Annotated in this window: 14 protein-coding genes and 1 pseudogene; 7 read left to right on the top strand and 8 right to left on the bottom strand. The window is 71.2% G+C overall.

The genetic code is table 11. From position 1 onward, the window contains the following. Positions 1-152: 152 nt before the first annotated feature. The 4 genes and pseudogenes from DAERI_RS23335 to DAERI_RS10940 all read right to left on the bottom strand — a co-directional run bounded on the left by DAERI_RS23335 (position 153) and on the right by DAERI_RS10940 (position 2,999). On the bottom strand, positions 153-941 hold the full coding sequence (locus DAERI_RS23335; protein WP_369689457.1) for a DUF2264 C-terminal domain-containing protein: 789 nt from the start codon (positions 939-941) through the stop codon (positions 153-155). 30 nt (positions 942-971) lie between these two features. After that, positions 972-2,027: pseudogene (locus DAERI_RS23330) on the bottom strand (DUF2264 domain-containing protein); the annotation flags it as partial. A gap of 55 nt (positions 2,028-2,082) precedes the next feature. Further along, positions 2,083-2,670 (bottom strand): DUF4397 domain-containing protein, encoded by a 588-nt coding sequence (locus tag DAERI_RS10945; RefSeq protein WP_103129471.1) that lies wholly within the window; start codon positions 2,668-2,670, stop codon positions 2,083-2,085. A gap of 5 nt (positions 2,671-2,675) precedes the next feature. Continuing rightward, on the bottom strand, positions 2,676-2,999 hold the full coding sequence (locus tag DAERI_RS10940; RefSeq protein WP_103129470.1) for a PadR family transcriptional regulator: 324 nt from the start codon (positions 2,997-2,999) through the stop codon (positions 2,676-2,678). A 552-nt stretch (positions 3,000-3,551) separates the two neighbouring features. On the opposite strand from DAERI_RS10940, the gene DAERI_RS10930 reads away from it, so the two are divergent. The 5 genes from DAERI_RS10930 to DAERI_RS10910 all read left to right on the top strand — a co-directional run bounded on the left by DAERI_RS10930 (position 3,552) and on the right by DAERI_RS10910 (position 7,863). Then, on the top strand, positions 3,552-4,406 hold the full coding sequence (locus tag DAERI_RS10930; RefSeq protein ID WP_103129468.1) for a hypothetical protein: 855 nt from the start codon (positions 3,552-3,554) through the stop codon (positions 4,404-4,406). A gap of 55 nt (positions 4,407-4,461) precedes the next feature. Then, positions 4,462-5,811 (top strand): multicopper oxidase domain-containing protein, encoded by a 1,350-nt coding sequence (locus DAERI_RS10925; protein ID WP_103129467.1) that lies wholly within the window; start codon positions 4,462-4,464, stop codon positions 5,809-5,811. 92 nt (positions 5,812-5,903) lie between these two features. Then, positions 5,904-6,200 (top strand): hypothetical protein, encoded by a 297-nt coding sequence (locus DAERI_RS10920; protein ID WP_103129466.1) that lies wholly within the window; start codon positions 5,904-5,906, stop codon positions 6,198-6,200. Continuing rightward, the gene (locus tag DAERI_RS10915) at positions 6,197-7,420 is read left to right on the top strand and encodes a hypothetical protein (RefSeq protein ID WP_133162017.1); all 1,224 of its coding nucleotides are present in this window, start codon (positions 6,197-6,199) and stop codon (positions 7,418-7,420) included. The genes DAERI_RS10920 and DAERI_RS10915 overlap by 4 nt, the downstream gene beginning before the upstream one ends. Continuing rightward, on the top strand, positions 7,417-7,863 hold the full coding sequence (locus DAERI_RS10910; protein WP_133162016.1) for a hypothetical protein: 447 nt from the start codon (positions 7,417-7,419) through the stop codon (positions 7,861-7,863). Before DAERI_RS10915 ends, DAERI_RS10910 begins: the two co-directional genes overlap by 4 nt. A gap of 574 nt (positions 7,864-8,437) precedes the next feature. On the opposite strand, the gene DAERI_RS10905 is transcribed toward DAERI_RS10910, so the two are convergent. Both DAERI_RS10905 and DAERI_RS10900 read right to left on the bottom strand, forming a co-directional pair. Then, positions 8,438-9,856 carry a hypothetical protein gene (locus DAERI_RS10905; RefSeq protein ID WP_103129463.1) on the bottom strand — a complete coding sequence of 473 codons (1,419 nt, stop codon included), beginning with the start codon at positions 9,854-9,856 and terminating at the stop codon, positions 8,438-8,440. Positions 9,857-10,196: 340 nt separating this feature from the next. Next, entirely contained in the window at positions 10,197-10,691 is a 495-nt protein-coding gene (locus DAERI_RS10900) for a DUF1517 domain-containing protein (RefSeq protein ID WP_165794166.1), read from the bottom strand. Between the two features lie 16 nt (positions 10,692-10,707). Here DAERI_RS10900 and DAERI_RS22415 point away from each other — a divergent pair, with 16 nt between their 5' ends. Beyond that, entirely contained in the window at positions 10,708-10,854 is a 147-nt protein-coding gene (locus tag DAERI_RS22415; RefSeq protein ID WP_165794165.1) for a hypothetical protein, read from the top strand. Positions 10,855-11,023: 169 nt separating this feature from the next. On the opposite strand, the gene DAERI_RS10895 is transcribed toward DAERI_RS22415, so the two are convergent. Both DAERI_RS10895 and DAERI_RS10890 read right to left on the bottom strand, forming a co-directional pair. Then, complete coding sequence (locus tag DAERI_RS10895; protein ID WP_103129461.1) at positions 11,024-11,773, bottom strand: carboxypeptidase-like regulatory domain-containing protein; 750 nt, start codon at positions 11,771-11,773, stop codon at positions 11,024-11,026. 92 nt (positions 11,774-11,865) lie between these two features. Then, positions 11,866-13,212: an NHL repeat-containing protein gene (locus DAERI_RS10890; protein ID WP_103129460.1), complete on the bottom strand. Its 1,347-nt coding sequence runs from the start codon at positions 13,210-13,212 to the stop codon at positions 11,866-11,868. Positions 13,213-13,797: 585 nt separating this feature from the next. On the opposite strand from DAERI_RS10890, the gene DAERI_RS10885 reads away from it, so the two are divergent. Continuing rightward, entirely contained in the window at positions 13,798-17,133 is a 3,336-nt protein-coding gene (locus DAERI_RS10885) for a PAS domain-containing protein (protein ID WP_165794164.1), read from the top strand. Positions 17,134-17,165 lie beyond the last annotated feature (32 nt).

Here is a 17,165-nt window from a genome sequence, read left to right as displayed (position 1 = left end):
TGATCTATGCTGAAACGTTTAGGCAAACGTACACCCTCCGGGGTGGGCCGTCAAGGGGAGGGCTTGATGGCGGGCCAGCGCCTGCTCCTGGTCGCCGGGTCAACGGGCGCTGCCCGGTGAGGCTTTCTCCCGGGGGAGGGCTGCGGAAGACCTCAGGGACTGGCCCCCAGGGCCAGGCGGATGGCCTTCCCGCCGTGGGTCAGGCCCAGGGCGCCTTTCTCCAGGGAGACTCGGGGCGGCGATTCCCAGACGGCCCGGACCTCCCCGGCACCCGTGCCCGGTAGGCCGAGTACCGCGCACGCGAGGAGGTGTTCGCCCGGCGCGAGTTCCCCGCGCAGGGTGGGAATGACGGTGCGCGGGTGGAGCAGGTTGGTGTTCGGCGCGGCGCGCACGACCTCCCCGGTGCGGGCGCCCAGGAGGTCGCGGATGCCGCTCGCGCCCGCCGGGAAGAGGCTCAGCGCGCCGCCCACGTCCACGGCCACCCCGTGCCCGGTGCCCGCGCGGTCCTGGCCGTCGTCCCCGGTGCGGTCGAGCGCCCAGCCGCCCTCGGCGCTCCACAGGTGCCGCCCCGTGCGGACGCGGTGGACGCGGACATGCCAGGGCAGGGCCGGGAGCAGCCACGTCTCGACCTCCACGTCGGGCCAGGGCCGCCAGCGGGAGAACAGGGCGTCTCCCCCCACCCGGCAGTCCCGGCTGCGCTCGCGCGGGCGGAAATGCTCGGGGTCGTCCGCCAGGGCCAGCACCGAATCGAACGCCCCCTTGGACAGGTCCCCGTGGCCCACCGGCACGCTGAAGCCGAAGGCCGTGGAGTAGGCGAACTTGGCGTACTTCTCCGGCCCGTGGTTGGGCCACGTCGCCGTCTGCCGCCCGCTGAGGATGAACACGTGGCCCCGGGCGTCGTCGCGGCACACCAGGACGCCCGGATGCGGCTGGGGGCGCACGGCGTCCAGGGCGGGGAGGTCCTCCTCCTCCGCCTGCCAGAAGGGGTGGCCCTGCGGCAGGGCGAGCGGCAGGAAGAACTTCAGCGCCCAGTACGGGGACTGGGGCGAGTTGTACTCCTCGGCCATGTTGAGGTTGGGGTAGGCGTAACCGATGGAGAGGACCCCGGCGGCGTCGAAGATGGGCCGCCGCGCCTACCAGCGCAGGTGCCGCAGCCACAGCCCCCTCAGGACGCCCCAGGGCAGCGCCTCCACCCCCGCGTACGCGAGGGCGCCCCAGAACGCGCCCATGGCGAAGCGGTAGGTCAGGCTGCGCCCGAACGGGACGGCCGCGCCGCCAGGTGCGAACCAGTGCAGGAAGTCGCGGGCGAACAGCGCGGCCCGCTCCCGGTAGAGGGCGGCCCGCTGCGGGTCGCGCCCGCCGCGCAGCGCGGCGTAGATCAGCCCGTAGAAGTGCAGCGCGAACGGCACGTAGTAGTCGAGCTGCACCCGGCCGTCCTCCACCGCGCCGTCGGCGTACCAACCGTCCCCCTGGTAGAACTCGTCCAGGCACGCGAGCGCCGCGTCCCGCGCCCCGGCGCCAAAGGGGGCGCCGACTTCTTCCAGGACGACATTGACGAGGACCCGGAAAAACAGCCAGTTGTTGTCCCCGCACTGCACCCGGTTGATCCGGGCGAGCCAGGCCCCCACCCGCGCCCGCTCGCCCGGGGTCAGGGGGTCCCACACCTCGCCCCGTGCCAGGGTGAGGCCCAGGGCGAGCGCGGCCATCTCCACGAGGAGCTGCGCGCCCGGGGCCGGATCGCCCCAGTACTCGGGGTGGCGGGGGTCGGTGCCGTTCACCAGGCCGCGCCGCCACCGCGCCCAGCCGGGCCAGCTCCCGCCGCCCGCCGCGAGCGGCGCCAGACCCCACAGCGGGCGGGCGAAGCCCTCGAGTTCCGCCGCGGCGTCCGGGTAGTGCGCTCCCGTGACGCCGACCCGCACCCGCGCCCCACCCGCGCTGGCGTGCCGCTCCAGCGGGGCGACGAGGGCCAGGAGCGCGCGCTGGAGGTCCGCCCGCGAGCGCAGCGGGAGGTCCGCCAGCGGATTCACGCCCGCGGGGCGGGGCCGCCCCTCCCGGGCGCGCCCGACTTCACCCGCCCGCGGTTCAATACGGCCCCGCGCCCACCGGGTGTCCTGCCGGACGGCCCGTCCTGCCCACTTCCCCCCGCTCCCGAACGTAGAAGAAGTCCGCCGAGCGGGTCACCAGGGCGAGCGGATTCAGGGTGTAGTGCGTGCCCACCTCAAGTTCAACGTCGAAGTCCCCGGAGCAGAACACCCGGCAGATCCGGCTGGACGCCCAGTCCATCCTCACCTGGACCTGGTGTTCCCCCTCCGTGACCTCGTAGGTTCGCCTTTCCCCAAAGGCCAGCGGCTCCACCTCCTGGCCGTCGATCAGGACCCGCAACCGGCGAATCAAGCCGAAATACTGTCTTCTTCTGCGAAGGGTGATCGTGGGCCTTCCGGTTCCCCCGGGAGTTCTGAGCGGCGTGAGGGGCATGGACGGCTCTGCGGCCCCGGACTGGAGTGGGGCGCGCATCTGGAGGGCGGCGGGCAGGAACGTCAGCGCGTGCAGCAGGGGCCGGGGGGCGACCTCGCACTCCGCGGCCCAGTCGCGCAGGTACTGCTCGCGGCGGTCGCCGGGGAGGAGGCGGCACACGGCCCCGAGCAGGCGGGTCCAGAGCGGCGGCCTCACGCGGACTACCCCCGCCCGCTGGAGAGCCGGGCCGCGCCGCGCCCAGGCAGACGGGGGGCACCGCGCAGTTCCTGCTCGGCGAGCCGGATGCCCGCCGCCGACAGCTTGTAGTACCGGCGTTTGCGGCGGCCCTCGGCCTTCTCGTCAATCTCTTCCAGGGCCGAGGTGAGATACCCCGCGCGGTCCAGGCGGTCGAGCGCCGGGTACAGGGCGCCGTTGCTGAGGTTGGCGGCCCGGCCGAGTTCCAGGCCGTAGTGCTCCCTGTCGAGGTCCGCATACATCAGTTCCAGGATCCGCAGGATGGTGAGGGACATGCGGAATTTACCCATAGTCAAACGATGACCCTACCCATGGTCAAAGTCAAGAAAAGGCCCGGAAGGTCAGCGGAGTTCCCCGCCACGCGCGCCGGGCTTTCCCGCCCTTCCCTGGCCCCCGTCCGTGCGTGGCAGACCCGAAGGCGCCGCGCCTGCCCGATCCCGCTGCCCGGCCCCTTCTCCACCCGGCAGTTGTGGGGGGCAACCTGCCCCGGGGGCGCCCCCACCCGCGGGGTCTTCGTGGTCACCGCCGCTCCGCGTCCTCTGCCTCCCGGCCCCTGAACCGCGAGCGGTTACCCCCTGTCGCTCGCGCATCCCGGGCTCCCGGCGGCGTTTCCCGACGGCCACTGCCCGTCCCTGATCCGACTGACGATCCGCCGTTCGAACGCCCGGCTGGGTGACGTTCGGGCCTACCCGCTCCTTCGTGGCCCACAGCCCACGGGAGGGGGCGGCGGCACGACACGTCCGGCCCCCGCGGGGCACATCGGGCATGTCATCCTCCAGCCATCCTGCCCCCGGTACGGTCTGCCCAGTTCGCGCCCAGCGGCGCGGCCAAAGGAGACCGACATGACCAAGAAGCTGCTATGCACCCTGGCCCTGGCCCTCACCGCCGCCGCCCTGGCCCACCAGGGGCACGACCACGCCGCCACCTTCACCCTGGCCGGAAAGGACACGGCCTTCACGCTCGCCGGGCCCGCCAGCGTGGCGCCGGGATACACCGCCTTCGCCTTCAGCAACACGACCGGGCAGCCCTTCACGCCCGTCCTGGCGCGGCTCAAGGGGAATGTGAGCGACGCCGACGTGAAGGCGGCCCTGGGCAAGCTGATGGCGTCGCAGGGCGAGGACATGGGCGCCATCGAGAAGATCGCGGAGTTCGCGGGCGGCAGCGGCGGCGTGATGCCGGGCGGCACCTTCGAGTTCGGCACCACCCTCACGCCCGGCCGCTACGTGGTGTTCGGCTTCGGCGCGAGCGAGGACGGCAAGCCCCTGTACGACCTGGGGCAGTACCGCTCCTTCAATGTCACGGGCACGGCGAGCGGCGCGACGGCGCCCCGGGCGGACGTGAAGGCCACCCTGCAGGACTACAAGGTCGTGCTCCCCGCCACCGTAAAGGCCGGAAAGCAGGTCTGGCAGGTCTCCAACGCGGGCCAGGAGACGCACCACCTCATGCTGATGCGGATCAAGGACGGCAAGACCATGAAGGACGTGGAAGCCTTCTTCCAGGCGCCCGATCCCTCCCAGGCGGGCGAGCCCCCCTTCGAGGACGCGGGCGGGCTGGAGACGATCTCGGGGGGCCGCAGCGCGTTCGTCTCCTTCGACCTCGCGCCCGGCGAGTACGTCGTGGCCTGCTTCCTGCCCAGCGCGAAGGAGCACATGCCCCACTTCATGCTCGGCATGATGACGGGCCTGAGCGTCCAGTAAATGCCCCCCGCGGGCGGGGCCGTGTTCCAGCCCCGCCCGATGGTTTGGAGCCGACATGCTGCCTTTGCCCCCACGCGTTCGCCCCCTTTTGGTCCCCTGGGTCCTGGGCGTCCTCCTGTTGCTGAGCGGCCCCGGCCGGGCGCAGGACCTCCCGCACGATCACACAGCCTCCAGTCCCAGCCCTTCGGCCACCCACGACGCGGTGATCCGGGACTTCGTGACGGCGCCGAACGGCACGGTGCCCCTGAAGAACTTCACGGGCCAGGTGCGCGAGTTCACCCTGGAGGTCCACGAGATCGAGGCCGAGATCGCCCCCGGCGTGCGGGTGAAGCAGTGGGCCTTCGGCTTCCCGGGCCAGCCCGCCAGCGTTCCCGGGCCGGAGTTGCGGGTCGGCACCGGGGACCTCGTGAGGATCACGCTCAGGAACACCACGAACCGCGCCCACACCCTTCACCTGCACGGCATCACCTCGCTGGCGCAGGGCATGGACGGCGTGCCCCACACCTCGCAGGCCGTGCTGCCGGGGCAGAGCTTCACCTATGCCTTCGTGGCGCAGGGGGCGGGCACCCACATGTACCACTGCCACGTGGAGACCAACCTGCACCTCGATATGGGGATGTACGGCCCCCTCATCGTCGAGCCCCGCGGGGGGCCGGTGTGGGTGAAAGACCACGTGCTCATGCTGGACGAGTGGGACAGCCACCAGGACCCGGACGTGCTGCCGCACCGGGCCACGCCTAACTATTACCTCGTCAACGGCAGGGCCTACCCCCTGATTCCCGACCTCCAGGTTCCGCAGGGGGAGGTGCACCTGATCCGCCTGCTCAACGTCGGGCAGGAGGTCCACAGCATGCACCTGCACGGCATGACCTTCCTGGTGGTCGCCAAGGACGGGCAGGACCTGCCTCTCCCCTACCGGGCGGACACGGTCCTGATCGCGCCCGGCGAGCGGTACGACCTGCTCGTGAAGGGGCGGGACGGCACCTTTCCCCTCCATGACCACATTCCCCCCCACGGCACGAACGACGGGGTGGACCCGGGCGGCATTCACCTCATGGTGGTGGGTGGGCCCGAGCTGGCGGCGGACGGCACGCCTGTTGTTACACCGTCCATGCACGACCACACATCCTCCGCCCAGAGCGCCCCGGTTCAGAGTGGAACCGTGGAGGTCCACATCAGCGGCTTCCGGTACGCCCCGGCACCCCTGCATGTGAAGCGCGGCACCAAGGTCGTGTGGGTCAACGACGACATGGCCGCCCATGCCATCGAAGTGAAGGGGGTGAAGACCTCGCCGCCGCTGCGGAGGGGCGGGCGCTTCGCCGTCACCTTCGACCAGGCGGGGACGTACACGGTGGTCTGTGTCCAGCACCCCTTCATGACGGCCACGGTGACCGTCGAGCCGTGAGCCTGAGCCTCTTCAGCCGCCGCGTTTCCCCCGGGAACGCGGCTTTTTCCCGCGTCATGCTGCAATCATCCTGACCTGGCTACCCTGGCGCCATGACACAACTCGCCCCGCGCCCCGACGACGTGAAGCCGCTCGACTCCCCGACCTCGCCCGCCTACGAGGCGCTGTGCCGCCACGCGCGGTCCCTGGGCCACGACCCCGCGTTCCTCTCCCTGCTGCGCAGACCCGGGCTGGACCTGAACGCCGCCCTGCGCTTCGCGCTCGACGCCGCGCCCGCCCTGGAACTCCTGCCCCTGCCCGTCCTCGCCGAGGAACTCAGGGTGATTCTGGAGCGGGCGAGGTGCATCGGTCGCGGCACCCCCTCGCCCGGGCGCGTGTGGCTGGCGTGAGGCGGCCTCTTCCCCGACTCGCCCTCGTGGTGCTTGCGGCGACTTCGGGGGTGGCGGCACCCGCCGGACCCGCCGGACGAATCGCGTACCTGAGAAACGGCGCGGTCTGGGTTGAAAGCAGGACCGGCCAGGCCGCCCGGCAAGTGCCGAACTCGCGCGGCGCGGTGCTGCTGGACCTGTCGCCCACGGACGGCACCCTGGCCTTTCTGACCGGTCCCCCGGGCACGAGTGTATTCGCCGACAAGGTGCCGCCCCTCACACCCTTTCTCAGCAAGCCGCCGTACACGAGGAGCGTCCCGTGGAGTGCCCTCGTTCCCGACCCCGCCCTGAGGGCGGTGCGTGCCCGCTGGCTGACCTGGGAGGACGATGGGCGCAACCTCGTGGTGGGCACGGACACGGGCACCCTGGCGTGGAAGGTCTCCACCGGGCAGAGCTTCATCCCCAACCAGTCCACCCTGTACCAGAGCACCTCACGGAATGGCAACGTCACGGCGATGCTGGGCTCGGTTCAGTCGCCGGACGACGTGGGCGTCCTGCTGTACGGCCCCGGCGCCCGTCCCGGCACGGAGGTGTTCACCCGCCGTCAGCCGGGGAACCTGATGACCGCGCTGAGGGCTGCTCCTCAGCCCGCCCTCCGACGGTTCCTGGCCGACCTCGACCCCCGGGCGCAGGCGGACGACGTGAGCTGGACGGTCACCCCACCCGAGGTCACCCCGGACGGACGGCGTGTGTACTTCGCCTCCAACGCCGGGTGGGGGGTGGGCAGCGCGGGCACGACCACCTCCGCCGTGTTCGAGCTGGACGTGGCGACCCTGAAGTTGCGGGTGCTGGGCTGGCTGGGAACCTTCGCGGGCAGTGTGCAGGGCGTCATGCCCTCGCCCGACGGGGGGAAGCTCCTGATCCTGCTCGCGCGGCATAACAGCAACGCGCAGATCAACACGTTCGTGTATGCGGCGGACCTGGGACACAAAACTGTTCGGGAACTGGCGGTCACCGCCGCCCCGAGGGGCACCCTCAGCGTCCTGGACAGCGCGTGCTGGCTGGCGGACTCGCGGGAGGTGGCGCTCAGCGTCGCCTATCCCCGGCCAGGCGACCTGAACGAGAAAAACGGCTTCGAGCCCCCGGTGGGCGCGTACACCCTCTTCGTGAAGGACACGGGGAGCGGGAAGACCCTCTCCCGCGTGCCCGGCGCCACCCGCGTCTCGTGCGGCCCGGCATGACGCGCCCGGTGCCCGTCCCCCTCCTGGGGTGGCTCGCCCGGCTGGCCCGGCAGCTCGCCCTCACCCTGCTCGCGGCGGTGTTGACGACCCTCACGGCGGCGACGCTGCTCACGGGCGCCTGGCTGATCCTTGACTCGGCGGGCGCCCTGGCCGACGCGCCCTACGCCTGGCTGGGCCTGTTCATGGTCACGCTGGCGTTCGGCTCGCCGGGTGCGGTGCTGTTCGGCCTCCTGGTGGCCCCGGTCGCGGCGCGGGCCGGGCGGATGCACCCGGGTTGGCTGTGGCTCGTCTCCGCGGCGGGAGGAGGAGCGCTGGTGCTGCTGACCACGAACATCCGCTTCGCTCTTCTGGGGGTGCTGGGCGGCCTCTTCTACGCGGCGCTGGAACATCAACTGACGGGGTGGGCGGAGCAGAGAACCGGACGGCGCGGGACGCCGGGATGAGCAAGGTTCTGAGTCCCCGCCGCGTGTCTTTGTGGGAGGAGGGGGCAGGACCAGGACGGCGCCGGGATGGGCCGGGCTCAGAGCGTGTTTTGAAAGTTGGACGGGGCTTCCCAGAAGCACGCTGAGAACGTTCTTGTTGCTCCTCCCCCCGTTCTGGGGAGGCGGGGAGGGGGGAACGCAAGCGCCCTCCCCGCGCATTTCGTCTTCAACGAGGACCCTTTTAAAACACAGGCGTTTATCTCCACTCGGTACAACCTCTGTAGCCTGCCCTCATTGGCCGATTTTGCCCGTTGCGCGCCCCCTCACCCCTGGCTGCGCCAGGCCCTCTCCCACGAGGGGAGAGGGTCGGAACAGCCAAGGAGGAAGGGGCAGAAGAGAGCAGAAGAAAGTTGTACTCGGTTGAGATAAAAGCCAGTTTAAAACACGCTCTCGCTGAACTTTCGAGCCGCTCCCGAATTCCTGACTGCTTGGCAGTCACGTCCTCGTCGGCTCCGAACTTGCCAGACGCCCGCCCCTCGCCCCGCAAGGGAAGTGGGCGCCACCCCACCCGGAGGGCGCTCACTTCCCGCCCTCCTCAGCGCCGGGTCATGGTCAGGGTGCCGCGCCCCAGGTCGTCGCCCTCGTAGTTCGTCCAGCGCACCTGGCCCCGATAACGGTCCCCGTCGAACCGCCCCTGCACCTTGAGTTCCATTGTCCGGCCCCCGACCTCCAGGCCGATATCGAGTGCCCCGGTCTCGCTGTTGCCGTTGGCATACTCCACCGGCTCGTCCCCGTAGCCCAGGATGCGCGGCGAGTCGTCCTGCAACTTGAACTGCACCCGGTATGTCTGGTCATTCACGGTGATGACCGCGTCCCACGTCCCGCTCGCCGTCCACTTCGCGGGCGTTGGGCTCGCCACCGTCCCCGAGGGGGAGTTCGGCGTGCTGTGGCTCGGCGTGGGTGAGCCGGAGGCACCCGGCGCGGGAGGCGTCACCGTTCCCCGGCCCGTTCCCGGCGCACTCTCGGGGGGCGTGCCAAGCGGGCGGTTGAAGAGGGTCTGCCCACTGCCGGAGGCCAGGCTCAGGACGTGCTGCCCGCTGGCCTCCACCTTGACCAGGGCGCGCCCGGTGTACGGCCTGACGTTGTTCTTGGCGGAGGACACCTTACTCGGCGAGCAGGTGTAGCCGGTCGAGGAACTCGTGGTGGGCGTGAAGGTCAGCGCCGCGCCGTTCACCGCCACCTTGCCCTTCTCCTGCACGAGGAGCTTGGAGGTGCAGCCGTAGGTCGTGACGACGAGGAGCCCCGTGCGTTCATACGTCAGGTTCGCGTTCAGCTTGAGGATGATGCTGGTGCCGCTGGCCTCGGCCCACTTGCCGGTGGCGACGTTGTAATACTCGACGGGCGACACGGCGCCGCTGTGCCACTCGCCGCGCAGCTCGGTGGGCAGGGTGCCGCTCGCCGCCGGGGGAGGGGCAGGCGTCCGGCGAACCCAGGTGGACGCGTCCTGCCCGGAGCCGAAGGTGAGCTTGGTTCCGGCGACACGCCACACGTCGCTCTCGGGCGGTCCCGGCTTTTTCGTGGACGCCACACCGGCAAATCGCTTGCACCCCGGATTGAGGGCCGCGGGCGAGAGCCCCGTGATGGTCTTCAGGGAGGACGGCGTGAGGGTGATCTTGTTCCCCTGCACCCTGAACGTGCCGCGCTCGGTCGTGACATCCAGCGACTCGCAGGCGATGAGTAGCGTGGACATGGGCGCGTAGCCGGGAATGTGCGTCTTGACGAACCTCGTGAACTGGTAGGTGCCGTCCTTGGCGAACACGAACCGGGCGGAGTTCGCGCCCGCGAGCGAGGGGGTGCTGTAGGCCTCGTCGGGGAGTTGCGCGCCGTTGAACCACTGGCCCACCAGACTGGCAGGCACGCCCCCGGCGGAGGCGGCGCCCCCGGGCAGGGCGATCAGGAGGGCGGGCAGCACGAGTCGGGTGAGGGTTCTGGGCGTGGCGGTCGTGCGGTTCATGGGTTCCTCCGTTCGGTGCCCGCACCGGGCGAGCGTGACGGCAAGGTAAACGGGGAACCGTGGCCCGAGGATGGCAACGAGGACGGGGGCCTGGAGGCGAGATCGTGCCCGAGAAGCGGCGGGACTGACGCCCAGGCCCCGTCACCCCTGAATCATCCACCCCCCCGTACGCTCGCCCCATGAGACTGGCCCTGCCCCTCGCCCTGCTCGTGCCCACCGCCCTTGCCGCCTCATCCCCTCTCCCTCTGCCGCGCGTGACCTTTGACGCGCGGCTCCTCGGCCTTCCCGCCACCGTCCACGACCGGCCCGCCGAGAAGCGCGGGGAGGACTCGCTTGAGTTCTACGCCCCGCGCCATGTGGAGGCCACTTTCGGCCCCGAGAACGGCAACACGCTGCGAATCCTGGACGTGTACCCCGTCGCGGGCCTGATCGCGCAGTACCCGGGAATGCGGGACGGCGTCCGCACCGAGATCGGCTTGTCGCCGTTCTGGTACTGGCTGGTGGTCTGCGTCTCGAAGGCGGCGCGGGCGGCGGTGGCCCACTGTCCCACGGTGGCGTTCGCCTCGTCCTCCCCGGTCGCGGCCCTCCGCTCCACGGTGCCATAGGCCCAGTCCGCCTTGTGACGCAGGAGCAGCAGGGCGCTCTCCCGCAGCAGGATCGCCAGCGCGCCGGGGGCGTCGGGGTCGTGGCGGCGGGCGAGAAGTTGCAACTGCCGCTTCACGTCCTCGCCGTTCCCGAACAGCACCTGGACCCGGACCGCCTGGGTGCCCCGGCGCCGCCCCGCCCACCCCTCGTACAGCGCGGAGAGGAGCACGAAGGCCAGCAGCGCCCCCACCACGAGGAGGATGGCGGTGAAGCTTCAGGAGGAGCCGTCCGGGGACGTGCCCGTCGTCTGCGTGACCACGGTGGACGACGAGGTGACGATCACCGGGCTGGAGGTGGAAGAGGGCACCGGGGCGGGGCGACTCGGCGGGGTCGCGGCAGGGGTGGCCGTATGAGAGGCCGTGCCGCCGAAGCCTCCCCCCGTCACTCCCAGGGCGCCGCCGAGCAGCAGCGCCGACAGCAGCGGCAGGAGGCGCAGGAGACGGGAAGGGTCGGGGGCCGGGTTCATGGGATTCACCTCTGCCGGAGGAGCGGGCCGTCTCTGCGGACTTCGGGCCGCCCCGCTCAGTCGCCGCTCTTGGGCAGCCGCACTTCGAGGAACATGCTGGGCGTGAGCGCGTTGTAGTCGCGGGTGAAGCCCCCCGTGTAGGACGCGCCCCATGCGGCGGGGGTGCGGCCATCCATCCGCTGGCGAATCTGAAGCGGCTTGCCGTCCAGCGTGGCCGTCACCTTGTACGTGCCCCACATGACGTTGGGGATCACTGGGCCGCTGCCGCTGGGCAGCAGCTTGAAGGTGCGCGTCTTGCCCGCCGAGCCGTCCGCGAGTTTGCCCACGGGCGTCAACGTCACCTGCACCTGCGCCGTGTCCACGTCGTACTCGCCGATCCCGCGCTCCACGAACACCCGCCCCAGGTTGCCGTAGGGGTCCTCGGCGGTGACCGGCTTGGGCCTGAACACGAAGTCGCGCACGCCCCCCGCCACGCCCGCCACGGCGTCCGGGTTGTTCGGCACCAGCTCGACGTTCACCGTGAAATCCCCGTACTTGAGCTTCATCTTCGCGTAGACCTGGAAGGTGAAGGGGAGCTTGCGGACATCCACCTTGTACCGGCCCTGCGCGTCGGTGTACGTGATGAGGCTGCTGTCGTAGGAGAGCGTGTTGTCCACGTCGATCTCGACGCCGGGCAGGGGCTTGCCCTGCTCGTTCACGACGGTCCCCGTGACAAAGCCCTTCTGGGCGGGAGTGGCGGCGCTGGCGGCTCCCGACAGGCAGGCGACGCTCAGCAGGGCGAGGGCAACGAACTTGGTGTTCTTCATGCTTCTTCTCCTTGGGCAACGCTGGGGGTTGCTTCCTTCGTGCCCCGAGGGTAGGAGGGGGAGGATGGCTGGGGGATGGCGTGGGGCAGTCCTCAGCGCCCCCCGTTCACCAGGGGGAGGCGGGCCACGAAGGCGTCCACGTCCTTCACGGCGGGCTTGCCACCCATCGGGCTGAACGAGGTGCCCGCCACGAAGAGCGCGTCCCTCGTGGGCAGCACCTGGGAGCCGTAGTCCGACTGCGCGGTGCCGAAGAGGCGGGTCCACAGCCGCTCCCCGCCCGCCGTGTAGCGGCTCACGAACACGTCGTACTCGCCCTGCCCCTTCTGGTCGAAGAGCCCGCCGTCGGCCTCCCCCGTCACGAGCACGTCCCCGTTCCCGGTGATCGTCACCCCGGAGGCGCCGGCCGTGCCCTTGCCCCCGAACTGCCGGATCCGCCTCGTCCCGCCCTTCGGGTCCACGCAGATCACGAAGGCGTCATTGTTGACGCCGTACTGGCCCGGCCCCGCCGACTTCTGCCCGGGCAGCACGGTGTCGGTGTTGCCGACGAGAACGGCCATGTCGCCGCGCACCGCCAGGCCCGTCACGTAGGACTGGCCGCCCGTGGCGTACGTCTTTGCCCACAGGGGACGGCCCGCCGCGTCGAACTGCGCGAGGAAGCCGTCGTAGTCGGCCAGGTCGTTCGTGCCGACGCTCCCGGCGGCGTAGACGTGCCCCGTGCCGTCCACGTCGACGCCCCCGGCCACGTCGTCGAACTCGTTGCCGAGCTGGTGCATCCACAGCAGCTCGCCGCCCCCCGAGAGCCGGGCGACGAAGGTATCCTGGCCGCCCGGCAACGTGCCCCCCGTCTCCCCCACGACGTAGAGCGAGCCGTCCGGCCCCAGGGCCACGCCCCGCGCCAGGTCATCGGCGGACGAGCCGAACTGGCGCGTCCACGCTACCTTTCCCCCGGGGGTCAATTTGGCGACGAAAGCGTCCTGCCCCCTGGCCGGGGCGCCGGATTGCAGCTCACCCCCCGTCGCGCCCGCGATGAAGATGTTGCCCGCGGCGTCAGCCGTCATGCCGAAGATGTTGTCCCTCTCCAGGGTCGAGATGGCCGTCGTCCACAGGACCTTGCCGCCCGGGGAGAGCTTGCGGACGAAGCCCTCGCGGTTGCCCACCACCGCCCCCTGATAAGGAGCGCGAACCTTTGCGGGCGTCAGGCCGTCTACCGGGGACGCCCCGCACAGGTCTCCCCGGTCGAGCTTTCCATTGCCATTCACGTCCTTCCACGCCACGACGCCGCGCGGGCTCTGCGGCGCGTCCTCGAAGGTGAACCCGGCGGAACTGCCGTCCTGCCGGGTGATCTGCTGGGACTGCCCCGTGCCCCCCACGCAGTTCCCGCGGGGGTCGAGGTCGCACAGGGTCACCCAGGTTCCGCGCACGTCGTGCTGGCCCGGCACGTGGACCGACCCCTTCAGGGGGCGGCCCCTGCACTGGCGGCAAGGAGGACCGCCAGCAGGGCGAGCGGGCGTGCGGCGGGGCGGCGCCGGGCCAGTCGGGTGGGAGCGAGAGTGGGCCAGTTCCGGGGGCTGGGCAGGAGCGAATTCCGGGGCATGAGGGCACGCTACGGGGCGCGCCGTGACACGGGGATGTCGCCCGCCTCACCCGCTGCCGCCCGTTTCCCCCTCGACCTGGGCGAGGAGGGAAAAGGCGGGTGAATGCACCGAATGACAGTTCTTCCCGGGAGGGCCCAACCCAGCGAGGGTGTCACCAGCGCCAACGCTCCTTTGCCGCTGGTGTCCGGGGAGCACCGCGGTCCAGCCACCGGGGCCGAGCCGGGCGGCTTGCTCCAGGCCATCCGGGCGGGTTCGCCCTTTCTGTCCAGCCCTGTGCCGGGGCAGCGCCGCTTCCGGGATTCCCACCTCGCCCTGGACTCTTTGCGGGTGTGGTTACCGTGTCCCCCGCTCAGCGCTCGTTTCTCCACCACAAGGGCAAGTTTCGCTTCACTTGGCCCCGAGAGGGCAGGCTTACACTACAACGCGGCTATGTCTCCACACTCCGGCCCGACTCCAGCGTCCTTCGACGTGTTGGTGCTGGTCGCCCCGGCCGACACGCTGGAGGTGGCCTCGGCAGTGCTGGCCGAGCTCCCCGCCGAGTGGCCCGCTCCGGTGCTGATCCATGGGGCGAGCGACGCGGCCGGGGTGCTCAGGCGCCTCACCCGGCGGCCTGTGGACCTGGCGGAGAACGGCACGGTGCTCCAGGCGGGCCGGGTGTACCTCAGCCCGCCGCACACAGTGCTGGAAGTGGGGCCGGACCGCTGTTGCGCCGTCATGCAGCCGGAGGTGCCTTCGGCACGCCCGCTGGACCGGCTGCTGCTGTCGCTGGCGGAGAGCTTCGGTCCGCGCGCACTGGCGGTTATCCTGGCTGGCCCGGGACGTGACGGGGCGGCGGGGGCGTGCGCCCTGCGCGGCGCGGGCGGGACGGTGCTGGTGCAGGACCCGGCATCCGCCACCCCCGCCGCCCTCCCGCGCGCGGTGATGGAAACCGGGGCCGCGGGCCTGGTCTTGCCACCGGGCGACCTCGGCCGTACCGTGACGGACCTGCTGGCGGGCAGGCGCGTTACCGGGGCGGCCACGGCCCGGGCCGAGCCGCGCGCGGAGGGGATTCTGGAACGGATGGGCGACGCCCACTGCGTTCTCGACCGCGACTTCCACATCGTGAGCGTGAACGCCGCCACCGAGCGCCTGCTCGGCGTCCCGCGCACGGCACTCCTGGGACGCTCGCACTGGGACGCGTTCCCGGCCTCGGTGGACGCGCCCATCGGCCTCGCCCTCCGGCGCGCCGTGGAGGAGGGCACCGAGCAGCACCTCACCCACCACTACACGGGCGAGGGCTACGACCTGCACCTGGAGGTGGACGCCTACCCGGCGGGCGAGGGTGGGGTCTCCCTGTTCTGGCGCGACGTGACCGCGCGGGTGCGGGCCGAGGCCGCGCTGCGAACGAGCGAGGAGAAATACCGTGCCCTCTTTACCGAGATGGACGAGGCCTACGCGGTCGTCGAGGTGCTGGCGGACGAGAAAGGACGCTGGACGGACTTCCGGTTCCTCGACGCGAACCCCGCGTTCCTGCGGCACACCGGGATGCCGTACCCCGTGGGGCGCACCGCGACCGAGTTGCTGGGCACGCCGAACCCGCGCTGGGCCGAGCTGTACGGGCAGGTCGCCCAGACGGGCAACCCCCTGCGCGTGGAGGAGAGCGAACTCACGCTGGGCCGGACCTTCGACCTGAACATCTTCCGCCTGGGGGGCGAGGGGAGCCGCCAGGTCGCGGTGCTCTTTACCGACATCACCGGGCGCAAGCGCCGCGAAGCGAATCAGGCACTGCTGATCGAGATTTCCAAAGACCTCAGCCAGCTTTCCCGTGAGGAGGAGCTGCTCCACACCGTTGGCGCCAAACTCACGGCCCACCTGGGGCTGACCTGCTACCACTATGTCGATGTGGACGAGGACCGCGCCGAGGTCACGGTCCGCCACTTCTGGCACGCGCTGGACGTGCCCTCCGTCCTGGGCACCTATCCCATCGATCGCTTTGTGTCGCCGGGGGAGCTGAGTAGCCTCCGCGCCGGGGAAACGTCCGTCATCCACGACGCCGAGAACGACCTGCCCGGCGACACGGCCGCCCTGGTGGCCCTGAGGGCGGGGGCCGCCGCCCAGAAGATCGGCGCGTACATCGCCGTGCCCTACAGCCAGGACGGAAGGTGGAAAGCCTACTTCGCGGTCGCAGACAGCCGCGCCCGGCGGTGGACAGGGCCCGAGGTTGAGCTGGTTCAGGAGATCGCCAGCCGATTGTTCCCGCGGATCGAGCGCGCCCGCGCCGAGGCCGCGCTCGCCGAGTCCGAGGGCCGCCTGCGGACGCTGATGGAGCACCTGCCCGGCGCGGCGGTCTTCGTGGTCGATCACGACCTGCGGTACGTGCTGGCGCAGGGTGAAGCGTTGGCCGCCGTTGGCTTGACCCCCGAAGACCTCGTGGGCCGCACCGTTGCGCAGACCATGGGGCCAGAGCTCGCCCCCGGGTACGAGGCGCTGTACCGTCAGGCGCTCGCGGGCGAGGGCTTCGACTACGAGCACACGGCGCACGGCCGCACGTTCATCACCCGGGGTGTGCCGCTCAGGAACGCGGCGGGGCGCATCTCTGCGGCCCTGGCCGTGTCCTATGACATCACCGAGCGCAAACGGGCCGAGGCCGCCCTCCAAGCCTCGGAAACGCGCTTCCGCGCCGTCGCCAACCTCGTGCCCGACCTGCTGTGGGAAAGCCTGCCGGACGGCTTCACCACCTGGTACAACCAGCGCTGGTTGGAATACACGGGGCAGACCTTCGAGCAGGCCACCGGCTGGGGCTGGACGGACGCCGTCCACCCGGAAGACCGCGAAGGATCGTCGCAGCAGTACCGGCAGGGCGTGCGGGCGAACCAGCCGCTGCGTCAGGAGCACCGCATCCGCCGCCATGACGGGGAGTACCGCTGGTTCGTGGTCAACACCTTCCCGGTCCGGGACGAACGCGGGGAGGTGGTCCGGGTGTACGGCGCGGCCACCGACATCCACCACCTGCGGGCGCTGAACGCGGATCTGGAGGCGCGGGTGGCCGAGCGCACCCGCCGCCTGGCGGACCTGAATGCCGAACTGGGCAACGTGATCACCCGCACCGCCCACAACCTGGAAGCCCCGGCCCGGCGGCTGGGCCACCTGCTCGACCCCGGACGGCCCGTTGACCCGGAGGCCCTGGACGGCCTCTCGCCCTATGATCCGGCGGCGCTGCACGACGAGGTGACGCGGCTCAGGGGGGTCGCCCAGGACCTGCGGCAACTCGCCCGGCTGGAGGGGCAGGACGTGACGAAGGACCTGCTGCCGCTGGGCGAACTGTTCGAGGAGGTGCGGGCTGAGGTCTCCGCCACGCCGCGGGGCGCCCAGGTGTACTGGCTGATCAACCCCCTCCCCATCGTGCGGGGGGACCGGGCGCTGCTGCGCCAGGCCCTGGAGGTGCTGATGACGTTCACGCTGAGCGAGTCGCGGGGGGCGCGGTACGTGACGGTGAGCAGCCAGGACGTCGAGGGGGAGGTGCAGGTCACGGTGGAGGACAATGGCCTCGGCCTGACCGGGGAGGAGGCGGCGACGCTCTTCGACCTCGCGGTGCGGACGGACCAGGCGGTGCCGGTGCTCCCGGGAAGCGGCCTGGTGCAGGTGCGGCGCATCCTGGCCCGGCATGGGGGATGGGCCTGGGCGGAAGCGCAACGCATGAGCGGCAAGGTCGTCCTGGCCTTCCCCCGGGACGAGGCGGTGAATGAACTCGAAGCCCTCTTCCGGCAGGACAAACCCGGGTGGTAGCGGCGGAAAGGACCGCGGCCAGGTCTAACCGC

Source organism: Deinococcus aerius, from assembly GCF_002897375.1.
Lineage (GTDB): Bacteria > Deinococcota > Deinococci > Deinococcales > Deinococcaceae > Deinococcus > Deinococcus aerius.
The sequence above is the reverse complement of the archived record's forward strand: the minus strand, read 5'-3'. Positions and strand labels throughout refer to the sequence as shown.